This window comes from Pirellulales bacterium (assembly GCA_035546535.1).
Classification (GTDB): Bacteria; Planctomycetota; Planctomycetia; order Pirellulales; family JACPPG01; genus JACPPG01.
Genome location: DASZWQ010000048.1, coordinates 19,028 through 45,056, shown reverse-complemented (window position 1 = coordinate 45,056; position 26,029 = coordinate 19,028). Strand labels below are relative to the sequence as shown.

General features: G+C 62.1%; 22 protein-coding genes. 10 read left to right on the top strand and 12 right to left on the bottom strand.

Features of this window, described 5'->3' with window-relative positions:
- Positions 1–69 precede the first annotated feature (69 nt).
- The 5 genes from VHD36_05820 (at position 70) to VHD36_05800 (ending at position 5,883) form a co-directional block, all read left to right on the top strand.
- The gene (locus VHD36_05820) at positions 70–909 is read left to right on the top strand and encodes a hypothetical protein (protein HVU86817.1); all 840 of its coding nucleotides are present in this window, start codon (positions 70–72) and stop codon (positions 907–909) included.
- A 7-nt stretch (positions 910–916) separates the two neighbouring features.
- A complete protein-coding gene (gene rbsK, locus VHD36_05815) occupies positions 917–1,852 on the top strand; it encodes a ribokinase (protein HVU86816.1) in 936 nt (311 codons plus the stop codon).
- A 372-nt stretch (positions 1,853–2,224) separates the two neighbouring features.
- Positions 2,225–4,915, top strand: coding sequence for a zinc-dependent metalloprotease (locus VHD36_05810; protein HVU86815.1), 2,691 nt, complete (start codon positions 2,225–2,227; stop codon positions 4,913–4,915).
- 178 nt (positions 4,916–5,093) lie between these two features.
- Complete coding sequence (locus VHD36_05805) at positions 5,094–5,441, top strand: P-II family nitrogen regulator (GenBank protein ID HVU86814.1); 348 nt, start codon at positions 5,094–5,096, stop codon at positions 5,439–5,441.
- Between the two features lie 70 nt (positions 5,442–5,511).
- The gene (locus VHD36_05800) at positions 5,512–5,883 is read left to right on the top strand and encodes a hypothetical protein (GenBank protein ID HVU86813.1); all 372 of its coding nucleotides are present in this window, start codon (positions 5,512–5,514) and stop codon (positions 5,881–5,883) included.
- A gap of 24 nt (positions 5,884–5,907) precedes the next feature.
- Here the strand turns inward: VHD36_05800 and VHD36_05795 are convergent, their stop codons facing one another.
- The 9 genes from VHD36_05795 to VHD36_05755 all read right to left on the bottom strand — a co-directional run bounded on the left by VHD36_05795 (position 5,908) and on the right by VHD36_05755 (position 15,452).
- Positions 5,908–7,167 (bottom strand): hypothetical protein, encoded by a 1,260-nt coding sequence (locus tag VHD36_05795; protein HVU86812.1) that lies wholly within the window; start codon positions 7,165–7,167, stop codon positions 5,908–5,910.
- A 155-nt stretch (positions 7,168–7,322) separates the two neighbouring features.
- Entirely contained in the window at positions 7,323–7,445 is a 123-nt protein-coding gene (gene yacG, locus VHD36_05790) for a DNA gyrase inhibitor YacG (protein HVU86811.1), read from the bottom strand.
- A 149-nt stretch (positions 7,446–7,594) separates the two neighbouring features.
- Positions 7,595–7,903 (bottom strand): zinc ribbon domain-containing protein, encoded by a 309-nt coding sequence (locus tag VHD36_05785; protein HVU86810.1) that lies wholly within the window; start codon positions 7,901–7,903, stop codon positions 7,595–7,597.
- Between the two features lie 106 nt (positions 7,904–8,009).
- Positions 8,010–8,558, bottom strand: coding sequence for a nucleotide exchange factor GrpE (gene grpE / locus VHD36_05780; protein ID HVU86809.1), 549 nt, complete (start codon positions 8,556–8,558; stop codon positions 8,010–8,012).
- Positions 8,559–8,733: 175 nt separating this feature from the next.
- The gene (dnaJ, locus tag VHD36_05775; GenBank protein HVU86808.1) at positions 8,734–9,888 is read right to left on the bottom strand and encodes a molecular chaperone DnaJ; all 1,155 of its coding nucleotides are present in this window, start codon (positions 9,886–9,888) and stop codon (positions 8,734–8,736) included.
- 190 nt (positions 9,889–10,078) lie between these two features.
- Positions 10,079–11,695 (bottom strand): chaperonin GroEL, encoded by a 1,617-nt coding sequence (gene groL / locus VHD36_05770; GenBank protein HVU86807.1) that lies wholly within the window; start codon positions 11,693–11,695, stop codon positions 10,079–10,081.
- A 178-nt stretch (positions 11,696–11,873) separates the two neighbouring features.
- A complete protein-coding gene (gene groES / locus VHD36_05765) occupies positions 11,874–12,173 on the bottom strand; it encodes a co-chaperone GroES (GenBank protein HVU86806.1) in 300 nt (99 codons plus the stop codon).
- An 82-nt stretch (positions 12,174–12,255) separates the two neighbouring features.
- On the bottom strand, positions 12,256–13,959 hold the full coding sequence (gene groL / locus VHD36_05760; protein ID HVU86805.1) for a chaperonin GroEL: 1,704 nt from the start codon (positions 13,957–13,959) through the stop codon (positions 12,256–12,258).
- Between the two features lie 500 nt (positions 13,960–14,459).
- A complete protein-coding gene (locus VHD36_05755; protein ID HVU86804.1) occupies positions 14,460–15,452 on the bottom strand; it encodes a carbonic anhydrase in 993 nt (330 codons plus the stop codon).
- A 263-nt stretch (positions 15,453–15,715) separates the two neighbouring features.
- On the opposite strand from VHD36_05755, the gene crcB reads away from it, so the two are divergent.
- The 3 genes from crcB to VHD36_05740 all read left to right on the top strand — a co-directional run bounded on the left by crcB (position 15,716) and on the right by VHD36_05740 (position 17,848).
- A complete protein-coding gene (gene crcB / locus VHD36_05750) occupies positions 15,716–16,114 on the top strand; it encodes a fluoride efflux transporter CrcB (GenBank protein ID HVU86803.1) in 399 nt (132 codons plus the stop codon).
- A gap of 231 nt (positions 16,115–16,345) precedes the next feature.
- Positions 16,346–17,659 (top strand): hypothetical protein, encoded by a 1,314-nt coding sequence (locus tag VHD36_05745; GenBank protein HVU86802.1) that lies wholly within the window; start codon positions 16,346–16,348, stop codon positions 17,657–17,659.
- Between the two features lie 6 nt (positions 17,660–17,665).
- Positions 17,666–17,848, top strand: a complete 183-nt coding sequence (locus VHD36_05740) for a CPXCG motif-containing cysteine-rich protein (protein HVU86801.1) — start codon at positions 17,666–17,668, stop codon at positions 17,846–17,848.
- A 209-nt stretch (positions 17,849–18,057) separates the two neighbouring features.
- On the opposite strand, the gene VHD36_05735 is transcribed toward VHD36_05740, so the two are convergent.
- Both VHD36_05735 and VHD36_05730 read right to left on the bottom strand, forming a co-directional pair.
- Complete coding sequence (locus VHD36_05735) at positions 18,058–19,545, bottom strand: hypothetical protein (GenBank protein HVU86800.1); 1,488 nt, start codon at positions 19,543–19,545, stop codon at positions 18,058–18,060.
- Positions 19,546–19,896: 351 nt separating this feature from the next.
- Positions 19,897–21,240 carry an IS4 family transposase gene (locus VHD36_05730; GenBank protein ID HVU86799.1) on the bottom strand — a complete coding sequence of 448 codons (1,344 nt, stop codon included), beginning with the start codon at positions 21,238–21,240 and terminating at the stop codon, positions 19,897–19,899.
- Between the two features lie 152 nt (positions 21,241–21,392).
- Here VHD36_05730 and VHD36_05725 point away from each other — a divergent pair, with 152 nt between their 5' ends.
- Together VHD36_05725 and VHD36_05720 are read left to right on the top strand one after the other, a co-directional pair.
- Complete coding sequence (locus tag VHD36_05725; protein HVU86798.1) at positions 21,393–22,547, top strand: thiolase family protein; 1,155 nt, start codon at positions 21,393–21,395, stop codon at positions 22,545–22,547.
- 737 nt (positions 22,548–23,284) lie between these two features.
- Positions 23,285–24,052 carry a 3-hydroxyacyl-CoA dehydrogenase gene (locus VHD36_05720; protein HVU86797.1) on the top strand — a complete coding sequence of 256 codons (768 nt, stop codon included), beginning with the start codon at positions 23,285–23,287 and terminating at the stop codon, positions 24,050–24,052.
- Positions 24,053–24,633: 581 nt separating this feature from the next.
- On the opposite strand, the gene VHD36_05715 is transcribed toward VHD36_05720, so the two are convergent.
- Positions 24,634–26,010 (bottom strand): DUF1559 domain-containing protein, encoded by a 1,377-nt coding sequence (locus tag VHD36_05715; GenBank protein HVU86796.1) that lies wholly within the window; start codon positions 26,008–26,010, stop codon positions 24,634–24,636.
- Positions 26,011–26,029: the final 19 nt, after the last annotated feature.

Here is a 26,029-nt window from a genome sequence, read left to right as displayed (position 1 = left end):
ACTGGGCCCGCGGTATCATGCGCTAGTTACGAAACGCCTGTTGAAAAAAACAAGAAGAGGAGGCGTTCGATGAAGACATTATGCCGCGTGGTTGCCGTGACTTGCGTGTGCGCGATACCCGCTTCGGCGGTTGAAAAGCCCCTCGCTTTCTTTGTTGATCTCGAACCCTACGGCAATCGCAAGCTCGATGACAACCAGGGACGAGGGTTCGAGGGGAACAGTCTCGGCCAACTACCACGGGGCAAGCAAACGCTGGGAGGCATCGACTTCAAGATCGGCCCAAGACTGATTCAACTCGGCAGTAAGACCTTGGATACCCTGCCGGCCCACATGGAAGGGATCAAGGTAAAACAGCGAATCTCGAAGTTGCACATTCTCCACGCGACCTGCTTTGGCGGTGGACCGAACGAGGAAGGGAGCGAGTGGCGCATCGACGACGGAACCGAAATTGGCCATTACCTGGTCCACTATGAAGACCAAAGCACGGAGCGAATACCAATCGTCTACGGAGAGGACGTTTGTGATTGGTTTTATGTCGACGGTGAAAAAGAACCGGCCAAAGCGAAGGTTGTGTGGAAAGGTGATAACGACTTCGCGACCAGCGTAGACTGCCATCTGCGGCTCTATGCTTCGACCTGGACAAATCCCAAGCCTGATCGAGTGGTCATGAGAATAGACTTCGTGGGGCGCAAAGATGAAACGCACGGGGCACCGTTCTGCCTTGCCATGACGGCAGATTTGGCAGAGACGGACGAAGCTCCTGCGAAAGATACGAAGGCGGGCACAGCACGGAGGCGCCTTGGAAACTCGGCAGCGGCCCCCGTTATTCCGTTCAATGGTAACGCTCCGCCGAATTGGGGTCGTGAATCCATCAACGGAAGCGTCTATTACATCGTTCCACTCCGATAGTCGTCTGATGCCAGAACGGAAGCGCATTCTCGTCCTCGGCTCGGTCAACATGGACCTGGTCGTCCGCGTGCCGCGCATGCCACGCCCAGGCGAAACCGTGCTGGGCGGCACCTTCTTGACGAACCTGGGCGGAAAGGGAGCCAACCAGGCCGTCGCCGCCGCCCGAGCCGCGCAAGCACCTGTCACGTTCCTGGCCGCTGTCGGTGCGGACGCCTACGGGCGTGAAGCCTGCGCGACCCTCGCGCGCGAGAAGAACCTCGCGCTCGACCGCCTGCGGACTTTGAAAGACCAAGCGACGGGTGTCGCCCTGATCACGGTCGACGCGACGGGCGAGAACATGATCAGCGTGGCATCCGGCGCGAATGCGGCTCTCGGCGTCGAAATCGTGGAGGAGTTGCCCGCTTCAGTGTGGCGCGCCACACGCGTGCTCCTCGCTTGCCTGGAAAGCCCTCTGGCCACGATTGAGCGCGCGCTGCGCCTTGCCCGAGGGCACGGCGTGTTGACGATCTTGAATCCTGCGCCGGTCTGTCGCGAAGCGGGACGCACCGAGCTGCTGGAACTTGTCGACATCCTTACGCCCAACGAAGTCGAGGCCGCCGCGCTTGTCGGTACGACGAGCAACGACATTTCGCCCATCGCGGCCGCGCAAGTTTTGCGCAAGCGCGGGGCCGGCGCCGTGATCGTGACCTGCGGCGCGGACGGTTGCCAATTGGTTGCCGAGGAGACAACGCACGTCCCAGCCCGAGAGGCGAAGGCCGTCGACACCACGGCCGCCGGCGATGCTTTCAACGGCGCCCTGGCTGTTGCCCTGACCGAGGGGAAGTCCCTTGTCGAAGCGACGCACTGGGCCGCGGCCGCCGCGGCAATTTCGGTAACACGACCTGGGGCGATTGCCTCACTCGCGACACGCGAGGAAATCGAGCGGGCCTGCGGGCTTGACTAGCCGTCTGGCCCGCGCTTGCGCGTACGACACGGCGCTGGTAAAGCGAGCCGACAGTGGCACCCCGAAAAGCCTCAGTCGCTCCGGCGCCAGTGGCGGCCTGTCCGCATGTGAGCGGGATGCGGGGCATCCGAGCCCCGGCGAAAGATGCGGCCGGGCTGTGGCAACCGTCGGGTATGGGCCCGGTTCAGGCGGTACAACCGGCGTTTATGGCTTGTCCGTCACCCGTTTCCTCGCCGGCACAGGTCCCGCAGATAGTTTGCCTGCTTTTCCTGGCTGGTTAAGATGAAAGTGATCCCGCGCCGCCGTTAGGGGTTCTCGCTGCGGCGGCTATCTCGCCTGTTTTGCTCTTCACCCATTCAAGGAATTTCATCGATGACCAGGCAGGGTCGCGTTTTCGGCGCGTTTTTGGCACTTCTGGCTATTGCGAGCGCGTTGCCCGCCCGAGCGGATGAGGCCGCCGACAAGGAAAAGGAGAAGGCCGCGGAAGCCGCCAAGGCCGCTGAGAAGTCGGCACCGAAGCCGAAATTTCCTCCCTACGCCGACGTGCTCAAGGACGCCAAGGCGATCGACGGCCTGATCAAGCTGCATCACAAAGGCGAGAAGGTCTACGCCGAGCTGACCAGCAGCCAGATGGACCGTGACTTTATCGTGCTGATCTCGATCGCCCGCGGCATCGGCGAAGGGGCGTTGATCGGCGGCATGAGCTGGGGTTTCGGCGACGATTGGTTGTGGCAATTCCGGCGCGTGGACGACAACGTGCATATCGTGCGGCGCAACGTACGCTTCAAGGCCGCCAGCGGCAGCCCCGAAGAGCGCGCCGTAAAGCTCGCCTACACCGATAGTGTGCTGTTCAGCTTGCCGATTGCCACGATTGGCCCCTCAGGCGGATTGGTCGTCGACCTGACGCCGGTCTTCATGAGCGATCTGCCACAGATCTCGCACGCGCTACCGGGATTTTCGTTCGCCACGAACAAATCAAGCTGGGCCGAAGTGAAGGGACTGCCCGAGAACGTCGAGCTGGAAGTGGCCGCGACGTACGCATCGGGCGGGTTCTTCTCGCTCGACACCGTACCCGACAGCCGCGGTGCCACGATCAACGTCCACTATTCGATCAGCTTGCTGCCGCAAACCGGCTACCAGCCGCGGCTGGCGGACGATCGCGTCGGCCATTTTCTGACCGCGATCAAGGACTTTTCCAAGAAGTCGGACGAGGACCGCTTCATCCGCTACGTGAATCGCTGGGATTTGCAGAAAGCCGAGCCGTCGGCCGAGCTTTCGCCGCCGAAGAAGGCGATCATGTTCTACATCGAAAAGACCGTGCCATACAAATATCGCAAGCCGATCAGCGACGGCATCCTGGAATGGAACAAGGCTTTCGAAAAGGCGGGCTTCGTCAATGCGATCGAGGTGCATCAGCAGCTCGACAAGGACGACACCGATCCGGAAAACATCAATTACAACTTCTTCCGCTGGATCACCGCCGGCGCCGGCTTCGCCATGGGTCCCAGCCGCGTCAACCCGACGACGGGCCAGATTCTCGACGCCGATATCATCTTCGACGCCGACTTCATCCAGTTCTGGAAGCGCGACTACGAGAATTTCACGACCGGCAAGATCGAGGCCCTGACCGGCGGCCCGCTCGAGCTGAAGGAATACGAAGAGCGGCTGGCCCGCGTGCCCGAACATCTGCGTCACAGCTATATGTGCCAATGCGAGCTGAACCACGGCATGGCGCACGAGTTCGCGCTGGGCAGCGTGGCGCTTTTGGCCCGTGGCCTGGGCCCCGAAGCCGTCAAAGAGCAAGACAAACTGATCATGCAGGGTTTGAAGGAAGTGACCATGCACGAAGTCGGCCACACATTGGGCCTGCGCCACAACTTCAAGGCCAGTAGCGCGGTATCGCTCGCGGACTTGAACAATCCCGAGAAAGCGCGCGAGATCGGGCTGACCGCCTCGGTCATGGACTACTCGCCGGCCAATATCGTCAGCAAGGATTTCAAACAGTCGAACTACTATTCGCAGACGATCGGCCCGTACGACATGTGGGCGATCGAATACGCCTACAAGCCCCTTTCCGGTGGAACCGAAGGGGAAGTGGCCGAGTTGAAGAAGATTGCCTCGCGCTCGGCCGAGCCGCTGTTGGCCTACGCCACGGACGAAGACACGCGCGGCATCGACTCGGATCCATTGGCTAACCGGTTCGACTTGGGCAGCGACCCCGTCGAGTATGCCAAGGATCGCACCAAGCTGATCTCGGAGCTTTGGCCGGGCCTGGTCGATCGCGTCACCGAGAACGGCGACGGCTACGAACGGGCGCGTCAGGCCTTCGGAGTACTGTTGGCGAATTACGGACGTGCCGTGTTCTTTGCGGCGCGTTATATCGGCGGCGTCAACGTCCATCGCGATCACAAGGGAGATCCGAACGCACGAGCGCCGTACCTGATCGTTCCCGTCGCCAAGCAGCGCGAGGCGCTCGGCCTGCTCGAGCAATTGGTGTTCAGCGACAAGCCGTTCAACTTTCCGCCCGAGCTGTACAATCACCTGGCTTCGAGCCACTGGAACCACTGGGGCAGCGACATACCGCTGCGTAGCGATTACGCCGTGCATGAAGTGATCAGCATGTGGCAGGACCGCGTGCTATCGCAACTGTTGGGTTCGTTGACGTTGCACCGGCTGCACGACGCCGAGCTGAAGATTCCGGCCGACCAGGACGCTTTCACCACGGCCGAACTTCTCACGCATCTGACGGGCTCGATTTTCGCCGAGATCGACGCCCTGCCACAAGGTGATTACAGCAATCGCAAGCCCGCCATCAGCAGCCTGCGCCGTAACTTGCAGCGTATCTACTTGAAGCGGCTGGCCAGCATGGCGCTCGGTCAGCGTGGCGTGCCCGAGGATTGCCAGACCGTGGCTTACGCCGAGCTATCGGGCCTGAACGCCAAGATCAAGAAGGTGCTGGAGAACAACCCAAAGCTCGACACTTATACGCGTGCGCACCTGACCGAATCGTCGGAGCGCATCGGCAAGGTGCTCGAAGCGCGATTGGTGACCTCGACGCCGTAGGGAAGGCTGACAATTTAGAAAGCGTCGTAAGAAGCGCGACCGCCCATCGGTAAAAGCGGCGCTGCGCGGGCTATTCTTTACGTCACCGGCTCGTTATTTTGAGGGTGTCGCCGCCGGCCAGGTCTGACCAGCGGAGACCGAGCCTTTGCTCCCGGACGTTCGCAGCCGGATTGTTGATGTGAAGCTTATCATCGCCATCATTCAGCCGACGAAGCTCGATCCGCTGCGCGAGGCGCTTGTGAAAATCGGCGTCACGCGGATGACCGTGTGCGATGCCCAGGGCTATGGTCAGCAACGCGGTCGCACGGCGATGTACCGCGGCCACGAATACAAGACGAACCTGCTGCGCAAAATCGAGCTCGAGATCCTTGTGAACGACGATTTCGTCGACCGCACGGTCGATTGCATCGCCAGTGTTGCCCGCACGGGGCCCGAGGGAAGCATCGGCGACGGCAAGATTTGGGTGTTGCCGGCGGAACAAGTGGTGCGGCTGAGCGACGTGATGGAAGGCCCCGAGGCAGTATGATGGCAAGCGCGAAGCGGTGAGGGCTAATCGCTGAACAGTATCCCTGCCGCGATTTCAGCCCAAGGTACGCATGACTGACGCGCCACCAAGCACGATCCTCTTGCTCTCTTCTGACCTGGCAACGTCTTCCAAGGTCGCGGGCGCCGCCGCCCGGCAAGGCGCAAAGCTGGAAGTGGCGTTGGATGCAGCAGCGCTTGTGGAGAAGGCGGCCACGCTGCTGCCCAAGCTCGTGATTCTCGACCTGAGCACGCCACGGACGGACGTCGCTGCCGTGGTGCGCGAGTTTACGGCCAAGATACCCATTCGGCCCGCGATTATCGCCTTTGGACCGCACGTTCACGAGGGACTGCTGGCTGCGGCTCGAACAGCCGGCTGCGATCGAGTTTTGTCGCGTGGGCAATTTCACGCCCAGGTCGATGAGTTATTGAGCGCGGTAACGTAGACCGCGGAATCGGCGTTCGCCCGGCTAGGACGCAACGTCGGCTCCGTTGTCGGCCATTTCGTCCTCGGCCGCCGCGTCAGCCATCACGGCCACTCCCGCCGCATCGGTCGTCACCGGCGGCAGACCGAACTTCTCGGACTGCTCTTCGACGAAGACCTCATCCGTTTCGGTCCCGTCGACTTCGTAGCGTAGCAGGAAATAAATGATCGTCGCTGCGCACAGAAAGAACGCGTACGTGAAGCCGACGGTGATCAACTGTACCAGGCCGGCCCAGAAGGTCAGTAGCTGATCAGCCACGGGAGCCGTCTCCGAGAGATCGCCCAGCACGGCGCCGCCGGCGCCCCAGCTCACGGCCCAGGCCGTGAGGTACAGGACGGCCGCTGCAAAGTAATGCACGACAATCGCCGCCAACGCGCCAAGGAAGCCGGCGACCAGCGCGAACCACAGATAGTGCAGCGGACGCTGATAGACGTAGGAGTACGAACGGGAGAGGGCGTCGAAGCTGTCGGTTCCTTCGGCACTGATCGTGGGCCACATCAGCGGCCAGCCAAACAGCAAGCCAACCAAGAAAATCACGATCACCAGCCCAGCGACCAGGAACAGCGGCCATAATATCGCCACCGTCGTCAACCCGACACTGCCCGCGTGGCCGATCAGTCCGACCAGGGCCACGGGTAGGACGAAGAGGAGCACGCCGAAAAGCGGAAACAAGGGAGCGGTCACGTAGGCCGTGTAGCGCGACGTGACATAACGTACGGCGCCGCGCAAGCTGCCGCGCTCGCTGCGCGTGTATTGCAGGGCGGCGAGACGCGTGATAACGCCTCCGAAAAACGACCATATCAGGTCAACCCATAAGGCGCAGACCAGCAAGTAGGCCAGGCCCACCACACTGAGTTCGGGGGCAAAAAGCTGGCGGAAAGGGGCGCTCAGATTGTGCCAGGCGGCGACCAGCGGGTTTTCGGCGCCCGAGGACAGCGACGTCGGCCGTAACAGCATGTCACCCGGTGCGACGAAGCCCGGCGGCGTCCGCCTAATCTCGTCGCCTGTTGGTTCATCGACCACGACGCCCCAGGGTGCTACCGACAGTGGTCGCGGCGCTTCGCTGTCGCCGCCGTTGAACACCTTGCCCGCTACCCACCAGCCCGCGAACGTCAACAGCACGGCCGCGGCCGAGAGCAACAGAATCCGCGCCTGGATCGCCAGACGAAAAATGCGCAACAGGTCTAACCAGGGAAACAGCTCGGTCCAGGCGACCTGGCGGAGGGTGCCACGATCTTCGGGCATAACGTGCGGCTCCGGACATTGCGGCAATCTTTGCCACATGGGGGTTCTAGGCAACGAACGCCTCTATGGTAACGGTAGCCCAGAAAATCGACCAGCCGAGCCTGGCCCGCGCGGGTGAAAACCCCAGCGATCAAAAACTGCACGGCCCGGGGACGTTAATCATTATTCGCCAGATCGTCCGGCCGTTCATCCTCAGCCCGCTCGTACGGCAGGCCGTAACCCTCGTCGAGCCATCGCCCCAGATCGATGCGCCGGCAACGCTCGCTGCAAAAAGGCATGGCCTGCGACGCTTCGGAATCGAAAGGCTTACCGCAGATCGGACAGCGGATGAAAGGCACGGGAATGCTCCGTGGAATGACGAATGCCGGAATTCAAATGTCGAATGAAAGTCCTTGGACATTTAACTTGAATATTCGACATTCGCCGCTCAGTCGCCTTTCGACTTCTTTTCCGCCTGGCCCGATGACGAGCTTTTCTTGTCCGAGGATTTGCTCTCCGAGCTTTTCGATTCGCTCGAGGGTTTGTCGGCCTCGGCGCGCTTCTTGTACGAATCGCTGCGATAGTCGGTCTGGTAAAAGCCCGACCCTTTGAAGACGATCGCGGCGCCGGTGCCGAACAGGCGGCGCAGCTTCGATTTGCCGCATTCCGGGCACTTCTTCTTCGGCGATTCCGTGATCGACTGAAACAGCTCGAACGCGTGATTGCAATTATCGCAGACGTAATCGTAAGTGGGCACGTCGCGGGTCCTCTCGCAAACTCAGACAGGCACGATGCACCTTGCAATCATGCCGTGAAGATCTTTGCCTATAAATCGATGGCGACCACCGCCGTCACCATCGGGCTTAGCCCTCCGGCGCCGCGGCCACGATCACCTGTGCCGGCCGGATCACGCGATCGTGCAGCTTGAAACCCTCGCGCGCCACGGCGATCACGGTGTTCGGAGCGGCGTCCGTGGTGGGCTGCTGCATCAAGGCCTCGTGCAGGTGCGGATCGAACGGATGATTCAGTGCGTCGATCCGCTGGCAATGGTGCTGCGCCAGCACGTTCTCCAATTGCTGCTTGACCAGTTTGAATCCTTCCAGCAAACCACCGCCGTCGGACGACTTCGTTGCCGCCTCGATCGCTCGTTGCATGTTGTCGAGCACTGGCAGCAAGTCACCCAGCAAACGCAGATCGGCGTAGCGACGCTCTTCCTCGAGCTCGCGACGAGCACGCTTGCGAAAATTCTCCCACTCGGCCTGCAAGCGCAAGGCCCGCTCCTTGGCCTCGTCCAACTGGGCGCGCAATTCGGCTGCCTCGCTGGCCATGGGCTCTTCGCTGGAATCGGCCGCGCTCTCGGGAGACGCACACGCCGCCGCATCCACTTCCTCGCCGTGCTTCTTGTTCGTCATATGTTTCTATCTCCGACACCGGCCGAACCGGCATGTCACCATTAAAACCTGCTGGAGTGCCGCTGCTGGCCTGCCCACCAGTGTTTGTCCCGGAATGCCGCACTGGTGGACGAGCCGCCAGTGGCACCTAGTGGCACCAGTGGCACCCCTATCTCCCGGACGAATGGAATGCTTCTTACTCGCTTGTTTGCGCGCTGTCCTCGGGCACGAAATAGTCTCGCAGCTTCTCGAAGAAACTCTTTCGATGCGGCGTGACGTTTGTCCGCTCCTCCTCGGCCAGCTCGCGCAGTAGCTCTTCCTGCCGGGGCGTCAACGACTTCGGAACTTCGACGTGTACCTGCACGAGCAAGTCTCCCTTGCCGCGGGCGTGTGGGTCGGGCATGCCGCGGCCGCGCAGTCGAAAAACCTCACCGGTCGCGGTACCGGCGGGAACTTCGAGTTCTTCTTTTCCTTCGATCGTGGGGACTTCGATCGCCGCACCCAAGGCCGCCTGCGTGTATGTGATGGGGATCTGGCAAATCAGGTTGCGTCCATCTCGGCGGAAGAGCGGATGATCCTTGACATGTAAAAAGCAGTAGCAATCGCCGCGCGGCCCGCCATGCGGATCCGGATCGCCTTCGCCCGTCAAACGCAGGCGGACATCGTTATCCACGCCCGGCGGGATCGTTACCTCGCGCTTGACGCGTTTGCGCAGGTATCCTTCGCCCCGGCAGCCCGTGCAGGGATCGTTAATCGTTGTGCCGGCGCCATGGCAGGAAGGGCAAGTGGTCTGCATGCGGAAGATTCCCGCGCTCTGCACAACCTGCCCTCGCCCGCCGCAATACTTGCACTTCTCGGGCTTGGTGCCGGGTCGCGCACCGCTGCCGTGGCATTCGCTGCATTCCTCGTGCCGCTCGAAATGCACGACCTTGGTCACGCCGCGAGCCGCTTCGAGCAGATCGAGCGTCACGTCGCAGCGGATATCGGCCCCCTTGGTTGCCCGGCGGCCACCGCGGCCGCGCCCCCGGCCGAACAAGTCGCCGAATCCCTCACCGAAGATGCCGCCGAACGCTTCGAAAATATCGTTGACGTCGGTGAAGTGGGGCGAGCCGCCGCCGGGACCGTCGATGCCCGCGTGGCCAAAACGGTCGTAGCGCGAACGCTTCTCGCCGTCGCTCAACACCTCGAAGGCTTCGGCCGCCTCTTTGAAATACCGCGCCGCTTCTTCGTCACCCGGGTTCTTGTCCGGATGATACTTCACGGCCAGCTTGCGGAAGGCAGCGGAAATCTCGGTGGCCGAGCAGCCGCGCTCGACGCCGAGGACTTCATAGTAATCGCGCTTCTGGGCCATAGTTACCATGGCACTTTCGCCGGGTTGGAAAGCCGCAGCGCAAAACGGGCCACCTCGGAAATCGAGGCGGCCCGTAACGTGTTATCGACACCGGAAATGCAGCCGGTTGAACGTCGCATGATGATTTCGGGTCCGGTTATGCCTGTGAGGGCCGCCCGTTCCATCATCATTCTACGCACCAGGCCATCGGTTAGCGTACGCTCCCCTCGACTCCGCGGCTCTTGTCATCCTTGTCGATGTTCGTCACCAGCGCTTCGGTGGTCAACATCAGGGCCGCGATGCTGGCGGCGTTCTGCAGGGCGCTGCGTACGACCTTCAAGGGGTCGATGACGCCGGCCTTGAACATGTCGACGTACACCGCCTTATTGGCGTCGTAACCGACGTTGGCCGGCTTCTGGCCGACTTCGTCCACGACAACCGAGCCGTCGATGCCGCAATTGTCGACGATCTGACGCATCGGCGCCTCGAGCGAGTGCAGGACGATGTCGACCCCGATCTTCTCGTCGCCGCGGGCGCTTCCGCGCACCTTCTCGACGGCGTCGCGGCAACGCAGCAAAGCCACGCCGCCGCCGGGCAGGATGCCTTCTTCGACCGCGGCACGCGTGGCGTGCAGCGCATCTTCGACGCGGGCCTTGGTCTGCTTCATGTCGGCTTCGCTGCTGGCACCGACCGAGATGATCGCCACGCCACCGGTCAACTTGGCCAGGCGCTCCTGGAACTTCTCACGATCGTACTCGCTCTCCGTGGCTTCGATCTGATTGCGAATCTGCTGGATGCGAGTCTTGATCTCGTCCGGCTTACCGCCGCCTTGGACGATTGTCGTGTCGTTCTTGTCGACTTTGATCTGCTTAGCGCGGCCGAGATGCTCGAGACCCAGGTTTTCGAGCTTCAGTCCCAGGTCCTCGCTGATCAACGTGCCGCCGGTCAGCACCGCGATGTCACCCAACATGGCCTTGCGCCGATCGCCGAAGCCCGGCGCCTTGACCGCGCAGATGTTGAGCACGCCGCGCAGCTTGTTGACGACCAGGGTGGCCAGGGCCTCGCCCTCGACGTCCTCGGCGATGATCAACAGCGGCTTGCCCGACTGGCTGGATTTCTCCAATAGCGGAATCAGCTCGCGCAGGTTGCTGATTTTCTTCTCGAAAATCAGAATCAGGGCGTTATCGAGAACGCATTCCATCTCGGCCGGCTTGTTGATGAAGTAGGGCGAGATATAGCCCTTGTCGAACTGCATGCCTTCGACCAGCTCGAGCGTCGTTTCGGTTCCCTTGCCTTCCTCGACCGTGATCACGCCGTCCTTGCCGACCTTCTCCATGGCGTCGGCCAACAGGTCGCCGACGGCGCGATCGTTGTTGGCGCTGATGGCGCCGACCTGGGCGATCTCTTCCTTGCTCGAAACCGGCTTGGCCAGCGACCGGAGGTGCTCGATCGCCGCCTCGACCGCCTTCTCGATGCCGCGGCGCACGGCCATGGGATTGCTGCCGGCGGCGATATTGCGCGTGCCTTCCTTGAAAATCGCCCGGGCCAGCACGGTGGCGGTGGTCGTGCCGTCGCCGGCGATATCCGACGTCTTCGAAGCGACCTCGTTCACGAGCTTCGCGCCCATGTTCTCGAAGTGATCTTCCAGCTCGACCTCTTTGCTCACCGTGACGCCGTCCTTGGTGACCGTGGGGCCGCCGAAGGACTTGTTGATGATGACGTTCCGGCCGGTCGGACCCATCGTGATGGCGACCGCGTCCGCCAACTTCTCGACCCCCTTGAGCATCTTGGCTCGGGCCTGATCTTCGAACAGCAATTGCTTGGGCACGGTTGACGTTTCCTTGAATATCTTGAGGTGCTTACCGCATGGCAGGCTGGTAAGCCGAAGGCATGTTTATGTTAAGTGCTGAGTGATGAACGATAAATGCTGAGCGAAAGAGCGGGCATCCCGTCACGTTATCGCGTTTTCCCGCTCATCACTCCGCGCTCGGCGTTCCTCGCTTCGTCTAGCTTACGACCTTGGCCAGGATATCGCTCTCGCGCAGGATCTTCACGTCGCGGCCGTCCAACTCGATCTCGGTGCCCGAGTACTTGCCGTAGATCACTTCGTCGCCGATCGAGACCGACAGTTGACCGCGGCTGCCGCTATCCAACAGCTTGCCGGGTCCGACGGAGACGACCTTGCCGCGTTGCGGCTTTTCCTTGGCCGAATCCGGGAGCACGATTCCGCCGGCCGTACGCTCTTCGGCTTCGCGGGGCTCGACAACGACGCGATCGTCCAGGGGACGCAGTTTGACGTTCTTCATGACGGTTGAGTCCTTTATGTATTCGCGAGTTTGATGATTTATGGTTATCTGACGTTTCGGACAAACCCGGGGTCGAGCTGGCCTACATCATGCCGCCCATTCCGCCCATGCCTCCCATGTCCATTCCGCCCATGCCACCCATGCCGCCGCCCATTCCCCCCATGCCGTGGTCGTGAGCGTGATGGTCGCCCCCTTCTTCCTCTTCCTTGGGAATCTCGGTGACGAGCGATTCGGTGGTGAGCAAGAGAGCGGCAACGCTGGCCGCGTTCTGCAGCGCGGTGCGGACCACCTTGGCCGGATCGATGATTCCCGCCGCCACCAGGTCGCAGTACTGCGCCTTGTCGGCGTCGTAGCCTTCGTTCTTACCCTTCAGGTTGCGCACGCGGTTCACGACCACGGCGCCGTCGACGCCCGCGTTACCGGCGATCGAACGGAGCGGGTAGTCGAGGACGTTGCGTACGATCTTCGCGCCCAAGGCCTCGTCCCCCTTGAGGTCGAGTTTTTCGAGAGCCTTTTCGCTGCGGATCAAGGCCACGCCACCGCCCGGAACGATGCCTTCTTCCAATGCGGCTTGGGTCGCGGCCTTGGCATCTTCCAACAGCGCCTTGCGCTCCTTCATTTCGGTCTCGGTCGCGGCACCACAATTGATCTGGGCAACGCCGCCGGCCAGCTTGGCCAAACGCTCTTGCAGCTTCTCGCGATCGTAGTCGCTATCGGTGATTTCGATCTCGCGGCGAATCTGTTCGGCACGCCCATCAATATCGGGCTTTTTGCCAGCGCCACCCACGATCGTCGTGTTCTCGGCGTCGATGATGACCTTCTTCGCGCGACCCAGGTCCGAGAGCTTGACCGAATCGAGTTGGATGCCGAGGTCCTTGAAGATCGCCGTGCCACCGGTCAACACGGCCAGGTCGCCGAGCATCGCCTTGCGGCGATCGCCATAGCCCGGTGCCTTCACGGCCGCGACATTGAGAATGCCACGCATCTTGTTCACGACCAGCGTGGCGAGTGCTTCGCCTTCGAGGTCTTCGGCAATGATCAACAGCGGCTTAGCGGCTTTGCTGATCGCCTCCAACAGCGGCACCAGGCTCTTGGCGTTCGAAATCTTCTCTTCGTAAATCAGGATCTGGCAATTCTCGAGTTCGACCGTCTGGTCGTCGGGATTCGTGACGAAGTGCGGCGAGAGGTAGCCGCGATCGAACTGCATGCCTTCGACGACTTCGACCGTCGTCTCGGCTTGCTTGCCTTCTTCGACCGTGATCACGCCGTCCTTGCCCACTTTCAAGAAAGCGTCGGAAAGCACTTCGCCAATGCTCGCGTCGCCGTTGCCGGCGATCGTGGCGACCTGCTTGATTTCGGTCTTGTTCTTCTCGTTGATCGGCGTAGCGAGCTTCTTGATCGCCTCGACCACCGCGTCGGTTCCCTTCAGAATGCCGCGCTGCAGAGCCATCGGGTCGGCGCCGGCCGAAATCATTTTCAGGCCTTCGCGGAAGATCGCTTCGGCCAGGACCGTCGCCGTGGTGGTGCCGTCACCGGCAACGTCGTTCGTTTTGCTGGCGGCCTCTTTCACCAACTGCGCGCCGAGGTTCTCGTACACATCTTCCAACTCGATGTCTTCGGCCACGGTCACGCCGTCCTTGGTGACCTTCGGCGAACCCCAGCCCTTGTCCAGCACCGCATTGCGGCCGCGTGGGCCTAGCGTGCTGCGAACCGCTCGGGCCAGCTTTGCGACGCCAGCCAAGAGCGGCTGACGTGCCTCGTCATCGAACACCATCTGTTTTGCCACAGCGGAATCCTCCTGTTGGGCGAGTGAATTTTGGGAAGTCCGCTGGCGAACCGTGACGCGAAGCCTCGGCATCGCCCGGTCGAGTGGCGGTTCCCGCGATCGTATTTTTGGGTGGTTTGGTGATGGCCTGCCGCGACCTCCGCCAATATTGGCAGACACGGCCAGGGCAACGCCAGAAAAGCAAGCCTTGTGCCACGGCCAGAGGCATCGGCCGTAAGCTGCTGCTGTGGATCAACTTAATAGTCGCGTTTAGGGTGTGAGCGGCGCGCCATTTCCGGGAGCGGTTTTCCGGTTGCCATTTTGGCACCCGGCCGTGGGTCAGGGCCAGAGCGGTCGTTCCGCCTCAGGAGACCTGCAAAGTTGAGGTTCTGCGCGCGTATCTTCTGCAGCCGGCCTCTGCGAGGCCGGGATTTCACGGGCCGCTTCCGGGGGAGCAGACCCCGGCTACAGGCTTTGCAGTTCTCCTGCGGCCCGCCGAGGAAAAGAACTCGGGCGGCGCGTCAACCGATTGGGTTCGGCGGGCCGCCGGGCTCGGCATTGGGCTGCTCGCCACTGCGTCGAGATTGTTCCCCGTTGGCGGCTGCATCCCCCGAACTCCGCACCGCGTGCGATCCGCCCCCGGTGCCGGGCTTGAGAATTTCAGCCATGCGGATCGCCAGGGCGTTGAATTCGCGCGGATTGGTGGGGGCGTAGGCCAGCCGCACATTCTCATCCGACGGCGGCGCCTGCGGATCGACCGGCATCATCACCTGGTGATTGTGCAGGCTGTAGACCGCGTACAAGACTTCGATTTCCCAGCGGCCCGCCAACTCGATTTCCTGCCGCAAATCGAAAGCCGCCTGCGCGGCGTTCAAGCACACGGCGGTTTCGATCAGCGCCTCGCGATAGCCGGGCATGTCGCGCGCGTCGGGCCCCCACACTTCCTTTAAGCCGTTGGCCGACTCGCGCACCGCGACAAAGATCTTGTGCAAAATCGAGCGCAGCGAACGCGACGTGGACCGCGACCAGAACTTCATCGGCCGCAGGTACGCGTCAACCGCGCCGGTGACGGCGCCGCAGCCGCTGTGCCCCAGCATCACCACGACCTTGACGCTTTCGGCAAGTGCGGTAACGGCGAAATCGATGCTCCCCAGGCAGACGTCGCCCAGCACGTTGCCAGCGACGCGAATCACGAACAGGTCATTGAAACCCTGGCCGAAGATCATCTCGGTCGGCACCCGGGCGTCGGAACAACCGACCACGACCGCGAAGGGCGCCTGCATGGGCATACCCCCTTCGCGGCGCACCATGCCCACCTCGAGACCGTTGCACGCCACCACGTAGCGCGGCTCCTCTCCGCTGGTCAAGGTGCTGGTACGGCAACTGGCCATCCACTTGGAGAACATGCGATTGCCGTCCTCCAACTGCTTGCGTGCCGCCTCGGCATCGGGCGGGGATGGTTTCGCACTCGGATTGCGCGGATCGAAGCGATAGATGTAGTCGATCGTTTGCATGGCAGTCCGCCCCGTGCCAACTGTGGCGCCCGATAAGAGCGCGCCCCCTACAAAATGACCTCTTAAGTTTACGCCTTGGATAATCGCGGGGCCAGAAATTCGATACAAGCCCCGATTTCCACGAATCACAGAGCCCGCAACGCAGCGCCCGTCCGGTACGCTCCTCTCCGCCACCCAGCGCCGGTGACGATATGTTATGCTCGCGACTCCACGTTTCTCGTAACCGGGCAGGGCATGACGCGATCTTGTCAGGGAGACATAAGGTGAAATGGATTCTCATCGCCAGCGGCGGCGCGATCGGCTCCTTGGCGCGTTATTGGATGCAGGGGGCCGTCTACAGCGTGACGGGCCTGGTGTTTCCGCTCGGCACGATGCTGGTCAACATTCTGGGTTGCTTCGCCATCGGCCTGCTCTACGCCACGTTCAGCGGCCCCTTTCCTATCCGCGACGAGATACGCATCGGTCTATTGGTGGGAGTGCTAGGCGGGTTCACCACCTTTTCGGCCTTCGGTTTGGAAACAATCTTGATGGCTCGCGAAGGGCGCATGGGGCTGGCCCTCCTGAATGTTGTCTTAAGTTGCGTTCTTGGCCTGCTCGCCGTGTGGTGCGGGCATCGCTTGGCCGAGTACTGTTTCGGCGCGGCCGATGTGCTGCCAAGGTAGCCCGATAACGTGCCCGGCGCGAGGAATGAAGGCGGCGGCGTTCACCCGTTCAACCGTGTTATCCCCGAAACTCTCTAGGAATTTTCCGGACGTACCGCGCAAACGCTGTAAACTGTACGGTGCCGACCCCTTCGGCCGATTTCAAAAAAAGTCTGCAACAATTTAGCCCGGGTTGCGCTTTCGTTGGTGTGGAGAGTGCTTTGGCACGCCAACCCCCCTCGAAAGCGGCCCATGAACACTGACACCGTGCGATTCACGGGAAGCACCGTGCGTATACGTGCGACAGGTTTTCCGGCAGCCTCGGCCGATCCGAAGCCGGTCCCCTCGATCGCCAATGCACAAGCGCCCGTGGTCGAAAAAAACGCCGTACTTCAAACGAGTCGAGCAGGCCACGTCATTCTTCGTCACACGAGTGCCACGATCGAAGTCCGCGAGGTCACGACGCGCCGCGATCGCGACACGTTCGTAAAGTTCCCCTGGCGGATTTACGAACGCGACCCCAACTGGGCGCCGCCCCTGTTGCTCGACGTGAAGGCATTTCTCGATCCGCGCAAGCACCCGTTCTATGGCCACGGCGCCGCCACGCAGTTTGTCGCCTATCAGGCCGGACAACCAGTAGGACGCGTACTGGCGAGCGACGACCCGAACTACAACCAGCAGCACGGCACGAATCTCGGCTGTTTCGGCATGTTCGAATCGATCGACGATCCGAGCGTGGCGCAGGCGCTCTTGATCGCCGCCGGCGAATGGCTGCGCCGCCGCGGACGCGCCGAAATATTCGGACCGATCGATTACTCGACGAACTACCCCTGCGGGCTGCTGATCGACGGCTTCGACACGCCGCAGCGGGTAATGATGAACCACAATCCGCCCTACTATGGCGCTTTGTTGGAAGCCTGCGGGCTCGTGAAAGCCAAAGACCTGTTCGCCTGGTGGTTCGACGACTCCAACGACATGCTGCACAAGTGGGCCAAGCGGGCCGAGCGCTTCGCCGCGCGCGGCGGCGTGACGGTGCGGCCGATCTCGCGGAAGAATTTCGACGCCGAAGTCGCTCGTTGCCAAGGATCGTACAACGACTCCTGGGAAAAGAGCTGGGGCTTCGTCAAAATGACCGACGCAGAGTTCAAGCACCTGGCGCTCGAACTGAAAAAGTACGCCGTAGCCGAACTGGTGCTATTGGCCGAGGTCGATGGCGAGCCGGCCGGCCTGTGCATTACGCTGCCCGACTTCAACGAAGCCACGCGTCCTATCAACGGCCGACTAACGACGTTTGGCTTGCCGATCGGGTTGGCGCGGCTGTTGTACAACGTGCGGCACATCAAGACGGCGCGCATGGCCGTGCTGGGCGTCGTGGAAAAGTTTCGCCGCCGTGGCGTGGTCGAAATGTTCATCCTGCAAACGTTGGCCGCCGGCATCGCGCGTGGGTACACCGGCGCCGAACTGAGCTGGACGCTGGAAGACAACGATCTGATCAATCGCACAATCGAAAAAGTTGGCGGTCGGCGGTACAAGACGTATCGCCTCTACGAGGCCGCGATCGCCTAGGCGCCGATGCAGGACGAGGCCAGCTATATCTGCGATGCCTGCGGCGAGGAGATCGTCGTCCCGCTCGATCTCTCGGCCGGCGAAAGCCAGGAATACGTCGAGGATTGTCCCGTCTGCTGCCGGCCCAACGTGATTCACGTCGAAGTCGACGAGGAGGGCGCCGTGCGCATCTGGGCGGAAGCCGAGTAGCATCGGCAATTCACTATCGAGGAATTCCGCTAAGTCCGCGTTGTTGTTCGAGGGAGGCACGCCGAAAGTCCGACAGTCGAATCAATGAGCCGAATTCGAGCCCCTCCGGGGCCCTATCTCGCTAGCGGAAGCCCCTTAACTGATTCATAACCGGCCTAGATTGTTCGACGCCTAGGGTGTCCTGAGAAACAATCGTCGAAATTACTCACTTACTTTTCGCCGGCCCGCCCGGCCTCGCGCGGGTCGATGAAGCCATCGTGGTTCGCGTCAAACTCGGCGAAGCGCTCGGCCGATCCCAGGAACTCACGCGGTGAGAGATCCCCGTCGCCGTTGGCGTCCATGCGCACGAACCAGTGGGGCCCGCGGCTTTCCGCCACACTGACCGCCGTGGAATCATTCGAGCGGCTTCGGACTGCCGGCATGCCGTGGTCGATCCGCACCACGGTGCGGTCGGGAATCTCGTCCGGGTGGATGTGGCCGTCGACCGGCATGTCGCACGAGAGTAACCGCGCGGCGGCGCCGGCAATCTCTCGTGCTCCCAACTGCCCATCGTGATCAACGTCGAGCGTGGCGAAGAGTCGATCGCTCGGACGCATCACGCTCATATGAAATCGCGCATTCTCGATCCGCTCCTTGCGGTCAAGAACCGTTTGCAATTCGCTCGGCGATATCTTGTCATTGGCGTCGAGATCGATGGCCTCGAACGGCGCAAGCGGCCCTGCGGCATCTTCCGTCTCGCTCCGATCGAGCGCGTGGTCAAGGTTTTTGTCCCGTTGCTGGAAGAGTGCGGCCGCAACGGCGCCGGCGTCGCGATTCTCGGTTCGATTCTCGTACAACTTCCATTCGAGCCACTGGTTGGCCGAGATCAGCGCGGCCTCGGGACTTCCTGGAAGGCCTATTTTCCCCGACCACGATCGGATGCCCGTCCGCAAGTCAATAACGGGCGAGGTCGTGTCATCGTCTGGTGAATGGCCAAACTGGACGACGGCGACTACTTCCCAAGGCCTCTTAACGATTTCTGCAAGCTCTTCAGCGCTGAGTCTCCCGTTTTGGTTCTTGTCGAAGCTGGAGACCAAATGATTCATCGCTCGCCCTCCACCCGATTCTGCGTGACGGAAATCAGGAAATGCATCCCGCATCGTGCGCCACAGCTGCTCCCAATCGGTGCGCGGCGAGAGAATCGCCGCCACGGGTTTCTCGGTGATATCCGCGGCAGGACGGTTGGACGTTTCCGGCCCCTGCTCCGCGATCTCTGTGGCGGAGATGATTTCGTCGCCACGCTGGTCACGCGATCGTAAACGATCGGGCGCCGCTTGGATCTCGGCAGGCGACAGTACGCCATCAGTATCGACGTCGAGCAACCGCCATGTCGCGGATTCGGCGGCGCGCCAATCGCCGACGGCGCCGGTCGAAGTAAACGTCAGCCAGTCGCCTCCCAAGAGAAATCGTCGCAATTCCTCGGATTGCGCCAGGCCATCGCGATTATCGTCATAGCGCCTGATGGCTTGCCGGCGAGCGGCGTCCGTCGAGAGCGCCGCGGCGCCGAACTGGCCGAAACGGATCGACGGGCTGTCAACAACCGCCTGCCAGGCGGGAGGTTCATCTGTCGCTTCGAGCGACCCCAGCAAGTCCTTCACCAGTCGATCGACTGGTTCGTAAGGCTCGTGGCCATCGAGCAAGATATAAACGTCGCACATTAAAGGCCCCACCCCCGCCGTTACGAACAGCCGCTCCGGCTTCGTATGCGGCAACTCCGGCGGCGGAGAAAGACCAGAAGGCACTGCGCCAAGAGTTTCGTCCACCTGTGCTTCGCCAGACCCTGGCGCCGCAGCGGTCGGTGCTTCGATCGCGGGCTCGGGCCCTTTCGCCGCCTCGACAGGTTTCTCGTCTCGCTTGGCAAGTTGGTCATCTTGCGTGGCGCTGCCACATCCGCTCGCGCACGCGGCGATGATCACAAGAATGGCGCACGACCATACCCCCAGCCGAAATCGTTGCACGAAAAACCCTCTCCCTTCGGGAGAGGGCAATAGTGTTCGGTTCAAGATTTGCTACGGGGGTTTCGCTGTGGCGTGATGTTTGGCGATAGCTTGCTCAAGTTCGTCGAGTGTGGCCCAGCCGCTGAGGTAGTGGCAGAGCATTTCGTAGAGTCGTTTGTTGGGTTTGACGCCGATCCACAGGCCGATGAGCAAGGCAGCGATGATGGCGAAGTAGACTTGCAGTGTCACGCCGGACTGGCTGTGACTCAGCAGGTGCTTGCAGCCTAGGACGCATTTGAGCCAGCGAAAGAACAGTTCGATTTGCCAGCGATGATGATAAGCGATTTTAATCAATTCCGCCGACAGATCGTGGGCGTTGGTGGCCAGCAGCCAGCGCTGGCCCGGTTCGCTTCCATGAACTTCTACGATCCGCAAGGGACTTGTCAGCAACGCGTTGTGCTTAGCCGTGCCGAGCCGTCGGACCGTGACGTCGCGAATCACGCCAGCCGCGAGGTCGTCCGGCGACAAGCGATTCTCCCTGACGATCTCGAAGACCGCGTTTTCTTGAACGCGAATGACGAACCGCGCCTGCTGAGCATCGAATTCGCGAAACAGCGAATAATCGGCGTAGCCGCGATCGGCCACATAGAACCCGCCCGGCTGAACAAACCCGCGAAGCTCGTGGCGTTCCGAGGCATTGCCGGCGGTAATCGTGGCTGTCAGCGGAACCTGGGGAAAGACCGCAAACGCCACGTGCAGCTTAGCCGCGCGATGCTGCGCGTCCTGCCACAACGCCCAGGCCATCTTGGGCAAGGCCGGCAGCAGGCTGCCATCGACAGCGATCAAACCTGCCAACGCCGCTTCCTTGGCCGACGGCAGGTTCCCGGCGGAGGCGACCGCTTGTGTCGCAAGCTCGGTGATGATCGATTCGACGGCTCGCGGATCGAACACGCGCGCCGCCTCGCTCAACGAGCCCATCGCCGTGGGCCGCACGCCGCACAACTTCTGCACTTTTTCCAGCGTGGTAAATTGCTGGATGCCGCGCAAAGTAGTGACTGTCGGATTGAAGTAATACAGCAGCAGCAAGGCCGCATACTGATCGAAGAACAGTTCCCGATTGCCGGCCTTATCGCGCGCCGTGCCCACCGGCCGCAACCGCTCCAACAAATCGGAAACCAACGAGAAATACTTGAAACCCTGCAACTTCCCCGCAACCACCGCCGGCGTCGACCTCCGTGTCATTGCAAGCCCTCCCTCGGTTGAGATGGCTTCAACAAATAACACACCCACCCATGGCGCAAAAAGCGTGCCGAACAGTATTGCGGGAGAGGTCAGGGTGAGGGGTGACTCGCTCAGCGAAGTTTGAAGGTGCCATGGAAGGAATGAAGTGAAGTAACGTTTGTAGGCAGCCGACAATCGAGACCCTCCCCTAACCCCTCCCTGAAAGGGAGGGGAATTTCCGATAACTATTACTGCCTGCTAATTACCGATTATCAACTACTGCCCTCTGCCGGCTGCCCTCTGCCTACTAATTCCCGACTACCGATTACCGCGTAAGGAGTATCGTCATGCCACAACCGGTGATTATTGATGCCGTGCGCACGCCGTTTGGCCGCAAAGGGGGCGCGTACCGCGAGATTCGTCCTGACGTGCTCTTGGCGCAGGCTTTGAAGGGGCTGACCGATCGCGTCGGCATTCCGCCCGCGAAGATCGAGGACGTTGTCAACGGTTGCGTCACGCAAGCCGGCGAGCAGGGCGCGAACATCGGCCGCCTGGGCGTGTTTCTGGCAGGCTTTCCCGTCGAAGTGCCGGCCGTGACGCTGAACCGCATGTGCGGCTCGGCCCAGCAGGCGATTCATTTTGCTGCGCAAGAAGTCGCCGCCGGCGATGCCGCCTACGCGATCGGTTCCGGCATCGAGCACATGACGCGGGCCCCCATGTTCAGCGACGTCGGTTCGCTCGACAAGCTCAACCCGGTCGTGATCGAACGATTCAACCTGATCCACCAGGGGGAAAGCGCCGAGCGGATGGCCGACAAGTGGAAGATCACGCGCGGCGACGTCGACGCCTTTTCGATGGAAAGCCATCGCCGCGCGGCCGCCGCGGCCCGCGACAAGCGCAACAAGGAAATCCTGCCAACCGCGGGGCTCGACGGCGCGGGCGCCACGGTAACCCTCACCCGCGACGAGGGAATTCGCGAGGTAATCGACGCCGCAAAAATTGCCTCGCTGCCCACGGTGTTTCGGCCCGACGGCAACGGCGTCGTCACGGCGGCCAACAGCAGCCAGGTTTCGGACGGAGCGGCGGCGGTGCTGATTGCCGATCGCGAAGCGGCCCTCTCCGACGGCTTCAAACCGCGCGCCAGGTTCCTGGCCCGCGTGGCTGTCGGCGACGATCCCACGCTGCAACTGGCCGGCGTCATTCCGGCCACGATCAAGGCCCTCAAGCGCGCCGGCCTCTCGATCAACGACATCGACTGGTTCGAGATCAACGAGGCGTTCGTCTCGGTCGTCTTGGGCTGGGCCAAGGAGCTCAAGCCCAACATGGAAAAGGTCAACCCATGGGGCGGCGCCATCGCGCACGGGCATCCGTTGGGCGCGACCGGCGCAGGGTTGATGGCCAAGATGCTCACCGGCCTGGAAGCCACCGGCGGCCGCCTGGGCCTGCAAACCATGTGCATCGGCCACGGCATGGCCACGGCCACGATCATCGAGCGGCTTTAAGAAGTCGGCAGCGGGCAGAGGGCAGAGGGCAGCAGGCAGCGGGCAGTAGGCAGTAGGCAGAGGGCAGAGGGCAGAGGGCAGAGGGCAGAGGGCAGTAGGCAGCGGGCAGTGACCAGAAGGCGATCGCTGTGCGATCGCTCATTGCCGTCGGCGGATCGGCGCGGCCGGCATATCGCCCCGCACCGATCCACTTGCTCGCGCCTGCCGCGAAGCCGATACTACTCCTTTAATTACTGCCCTCTGCCCTCTGCCTGCTGCCCACTAATTGGTTCTGCCTATTGCCCACTAATTGTTGCGCCACTACCTACTGACTAGCGACATTAAAACCCTCTCCCATCGGGAGAGGGCAGGGTGAGGGGCGCATCGGTCAGCGAAGCTTGGCGTGCCGTTGAAATCGCGCGAGTGCGCTGCGGACAACCGAGACCCTCCCCTAACCCCTCCCTGAAAGGGAGGGGGATTAGCGCCCTCTGTCCTCTGCCTATTTTTTTCTGACTTCTGACTACTGACTACTGACTAGCGACATTAATACCCTCTCCCATCGGGAGAGGGCAGGGTGAGGGGCGCATCGGTCAGCGAAGCTTGGCGTGCCGTTGAAATCGCGCGAGTGCGCTGCGGACAACCGAGACCCTCCCCTAACCCCTCCCTGAAAGGGAGGGGGATTAGCACCCTCTGTCCTCTGCTTATTCTTTTCTGACTACCGACTACTGACTACTGACTACTGACTACTGACTACTTCCATGAATCTCAAAGACGCAACCTTTCTCGTCACCGGCGGTGGATCAGGCTTGGGCGCGGCGACTGTGCGCGAGCTGGTTCGCGCCGGCGGCAACTGCATCATCGCCGACGTGAATGAAGAGACGGGCCGCTCGTTGGCCGCTGAGATCGGCGCCGCGGCCCGCTTCGTCCGCACCGACGTCTCTGATGAGAAGAGCGTGCAAGCCGCCGTCGACGAAGCGGTGCGCAGCTACGGCAGTTTGCGGGGCGCCGTGAATTGCGCCGGGATCGGCGTGGCGGCGCGCGTGCTGGGGCGCGACGGCATTCACGACCTGGGCCTTTTCTCGCGCGTTATCCAGATCAACCTGGTCGGCACGTTCAACGTCATCCGGCTCGCCGCCGCGACGATGGCCCAGGCGGCTCCCCTGGCCGATGGCGAGCGCGGCGTGATCGTCAACACAGCCAGCGTGGCGGCCTTCGACGGGCAGATCGGCCAGGCTGCTTATTCAGCTTCCAAAGGAGGCGTGGTGGGCATGACGCTGCCGATCGCCCGCGAGTTCGCCAAACTCGGCATCCGCGTCGTGACGATCGCGCCGGGCCTGTTCGACACGCCGATGATGGCCTCGCTGCCCGAGGAGGCCCGCAAGTCTCTTGGCGCGCAAGTGCCGTTCCCGCCGCGGCTGGGCCAGCCGTCCGAATACGCGGCGCTCGTGCGCCACATCGTTGAGACCACGAGGCTCAACGGCGAAACCATCCGCCTCGACGGCGCCATCCGCATGGCGCCGAAGTAGGGTGCCCTGTGGGCACCAGGCACCTGCGTTGGGTACATATTGCGCGCCGCGTACGCTTTGCGCGCGCCGATCGCTGTTAGGTGCTTCTGGTGCTCGCAGAGCACGCTACGGAGCCGTGGGCACCAACGCCCAGCAGGCGGGACCTGCAGACAGCCAGTTTAACGGCCGGCCCGCTGGGACGCCTTTTCCCAGGACCTCGCCCGCCGCGCGGGCTTCTACCGCGCAAAGTAGGGTGCCCTGTGGGCACCAGGCCGCGGATGTTGGCGCGCCTGGGCTTTGCGCGCGCCGAACACGGTCCGTGTGCTTTTGGTGCTCGCAGAGCACCCTACAACTCTCGCGCGGCACCGTACTCTGGCTTCTGGTGCTCGCAGAGCACGCTACGCCTGTTGCGCGCGCGACACCGTACTCTGGCTTCTGGTGCTCGCAGAGCACCCTACGGGCCACCGGCATCATCGCGACAAAGCGCGCAGGAAAAAGCCCGCGGAGGATTTTCGTTCCTCCGCGGGCTGCGAATCGCTGCGAAAACTCGAGGACGCGCTTTCCTAGATTCACCCTTTCAGGCGAGTCTTTTCCGGCGCGGCTCAGTTCACCGAGTCGGTAATCGGCAGCCGATCATCGCGGACCGCGTACCGTTTGAGCACGACCATGTCGGTTTCGTTCTTCAAGAACTTCACCGAGCCGTCCCCCATCGCCGCCTGGGCGCCGGCCGGGTGTTGCGAAAACAAACCCGAGTTGGCGCCGGTCAGGATGGTGGCCGGTGGAATCGCCGTTGAACCGCCGCTGGTGGGGCAAACGCCGAACTGGGCAGGCGTGTCAAGGCTTACATTGGTCAACAGCGGAATGAGCGGGTAACTCCCCACAGCGCTGTTCGCACCCTGATTGATGCGGCCCGCAAACGCGTTCACCGGCCAGCGGATCGAGGTCACCGCATGAGCGGCGCCAATTGACTGAGCATTGGGATTCGACGTGGTTGTCCCCGCGGGAGCAAAGGGAGGAGTCCCACCCGGCGAACCGGGGAGGCTTGCGCCGGTAAAGGCGCCAAACAGTGCGCTTGCGCGGAAGTCACCCTGCTTGCCCGCGGCTCCTTGCGCGGCGCCGTAGTATTGCCAGCCCGATTGCTCGCAGATCACCATCGTGTTGCTGGTGCCGTCGGAGAGGCCGGCCAGGCCGATCGCCTTGCCAGGGATGAGCGAGCCGTTGCCGCACACGAGGCCCGCACTACACCACTGGTAGCGAGCGTCTTGCTTTACCACAGGGCTAGCAGGATTGGTAAGGTCCATGCCGAGGCCATACTGGCCGGCAATAATGCCGTTGACCGTTTGGCCTGTACCGTCCTGCCCGCCGTCTGGAGTACCGGTTCCCGGCACGCACGTGGCCCCGGCCACGCCGGCATAAGTCGGCTGCACGATTTGCGTGGGAACGGCGTTCCCATTGACGCTGACGCCCCCCATAAAGAACTGCGTCAAAGGACTCGACGGACAAAGCATGTACGCCGGCCGGAAACCTTGTGGGTTGCCCGTATTGCTGGTCGGGTTACCGACGATCAGCGCGTTGGGGTAGGTGGTACTTACAAGAGTGGTCGATCCCGGGCCCATGTTCATCCAGCCGACCAGGGCATTGTTGGGAAGCGTGTTGTTCCACTGCTGGCTGACCGAGAGCCCTTCGGCATACGGCAGCAAGCCGACCCAGAATGAGTTACCCCAGCTATAACCGGCGGTTGAATTGCCCTGGACGCGGGCCCCGTACGGCAGCTTGTTGAACGAATCGTGATAGTTCTGCAAGGCCAGCCCGAGCTGCTTCAGATTGTTCGAGCATTGCGCGCGGCGGGCCGCTTCGCGCGCCATTTGCACGGCGGGTAGCAACAGAGCGATCAAAATGCCGATGATGGCGATCACGACTAGTAGCTCGACCAGCGTGAACGCCCCGCGGCGACGGGATGTAGGCCACGAACGAGACATCGCACACTCCTCCGGATGA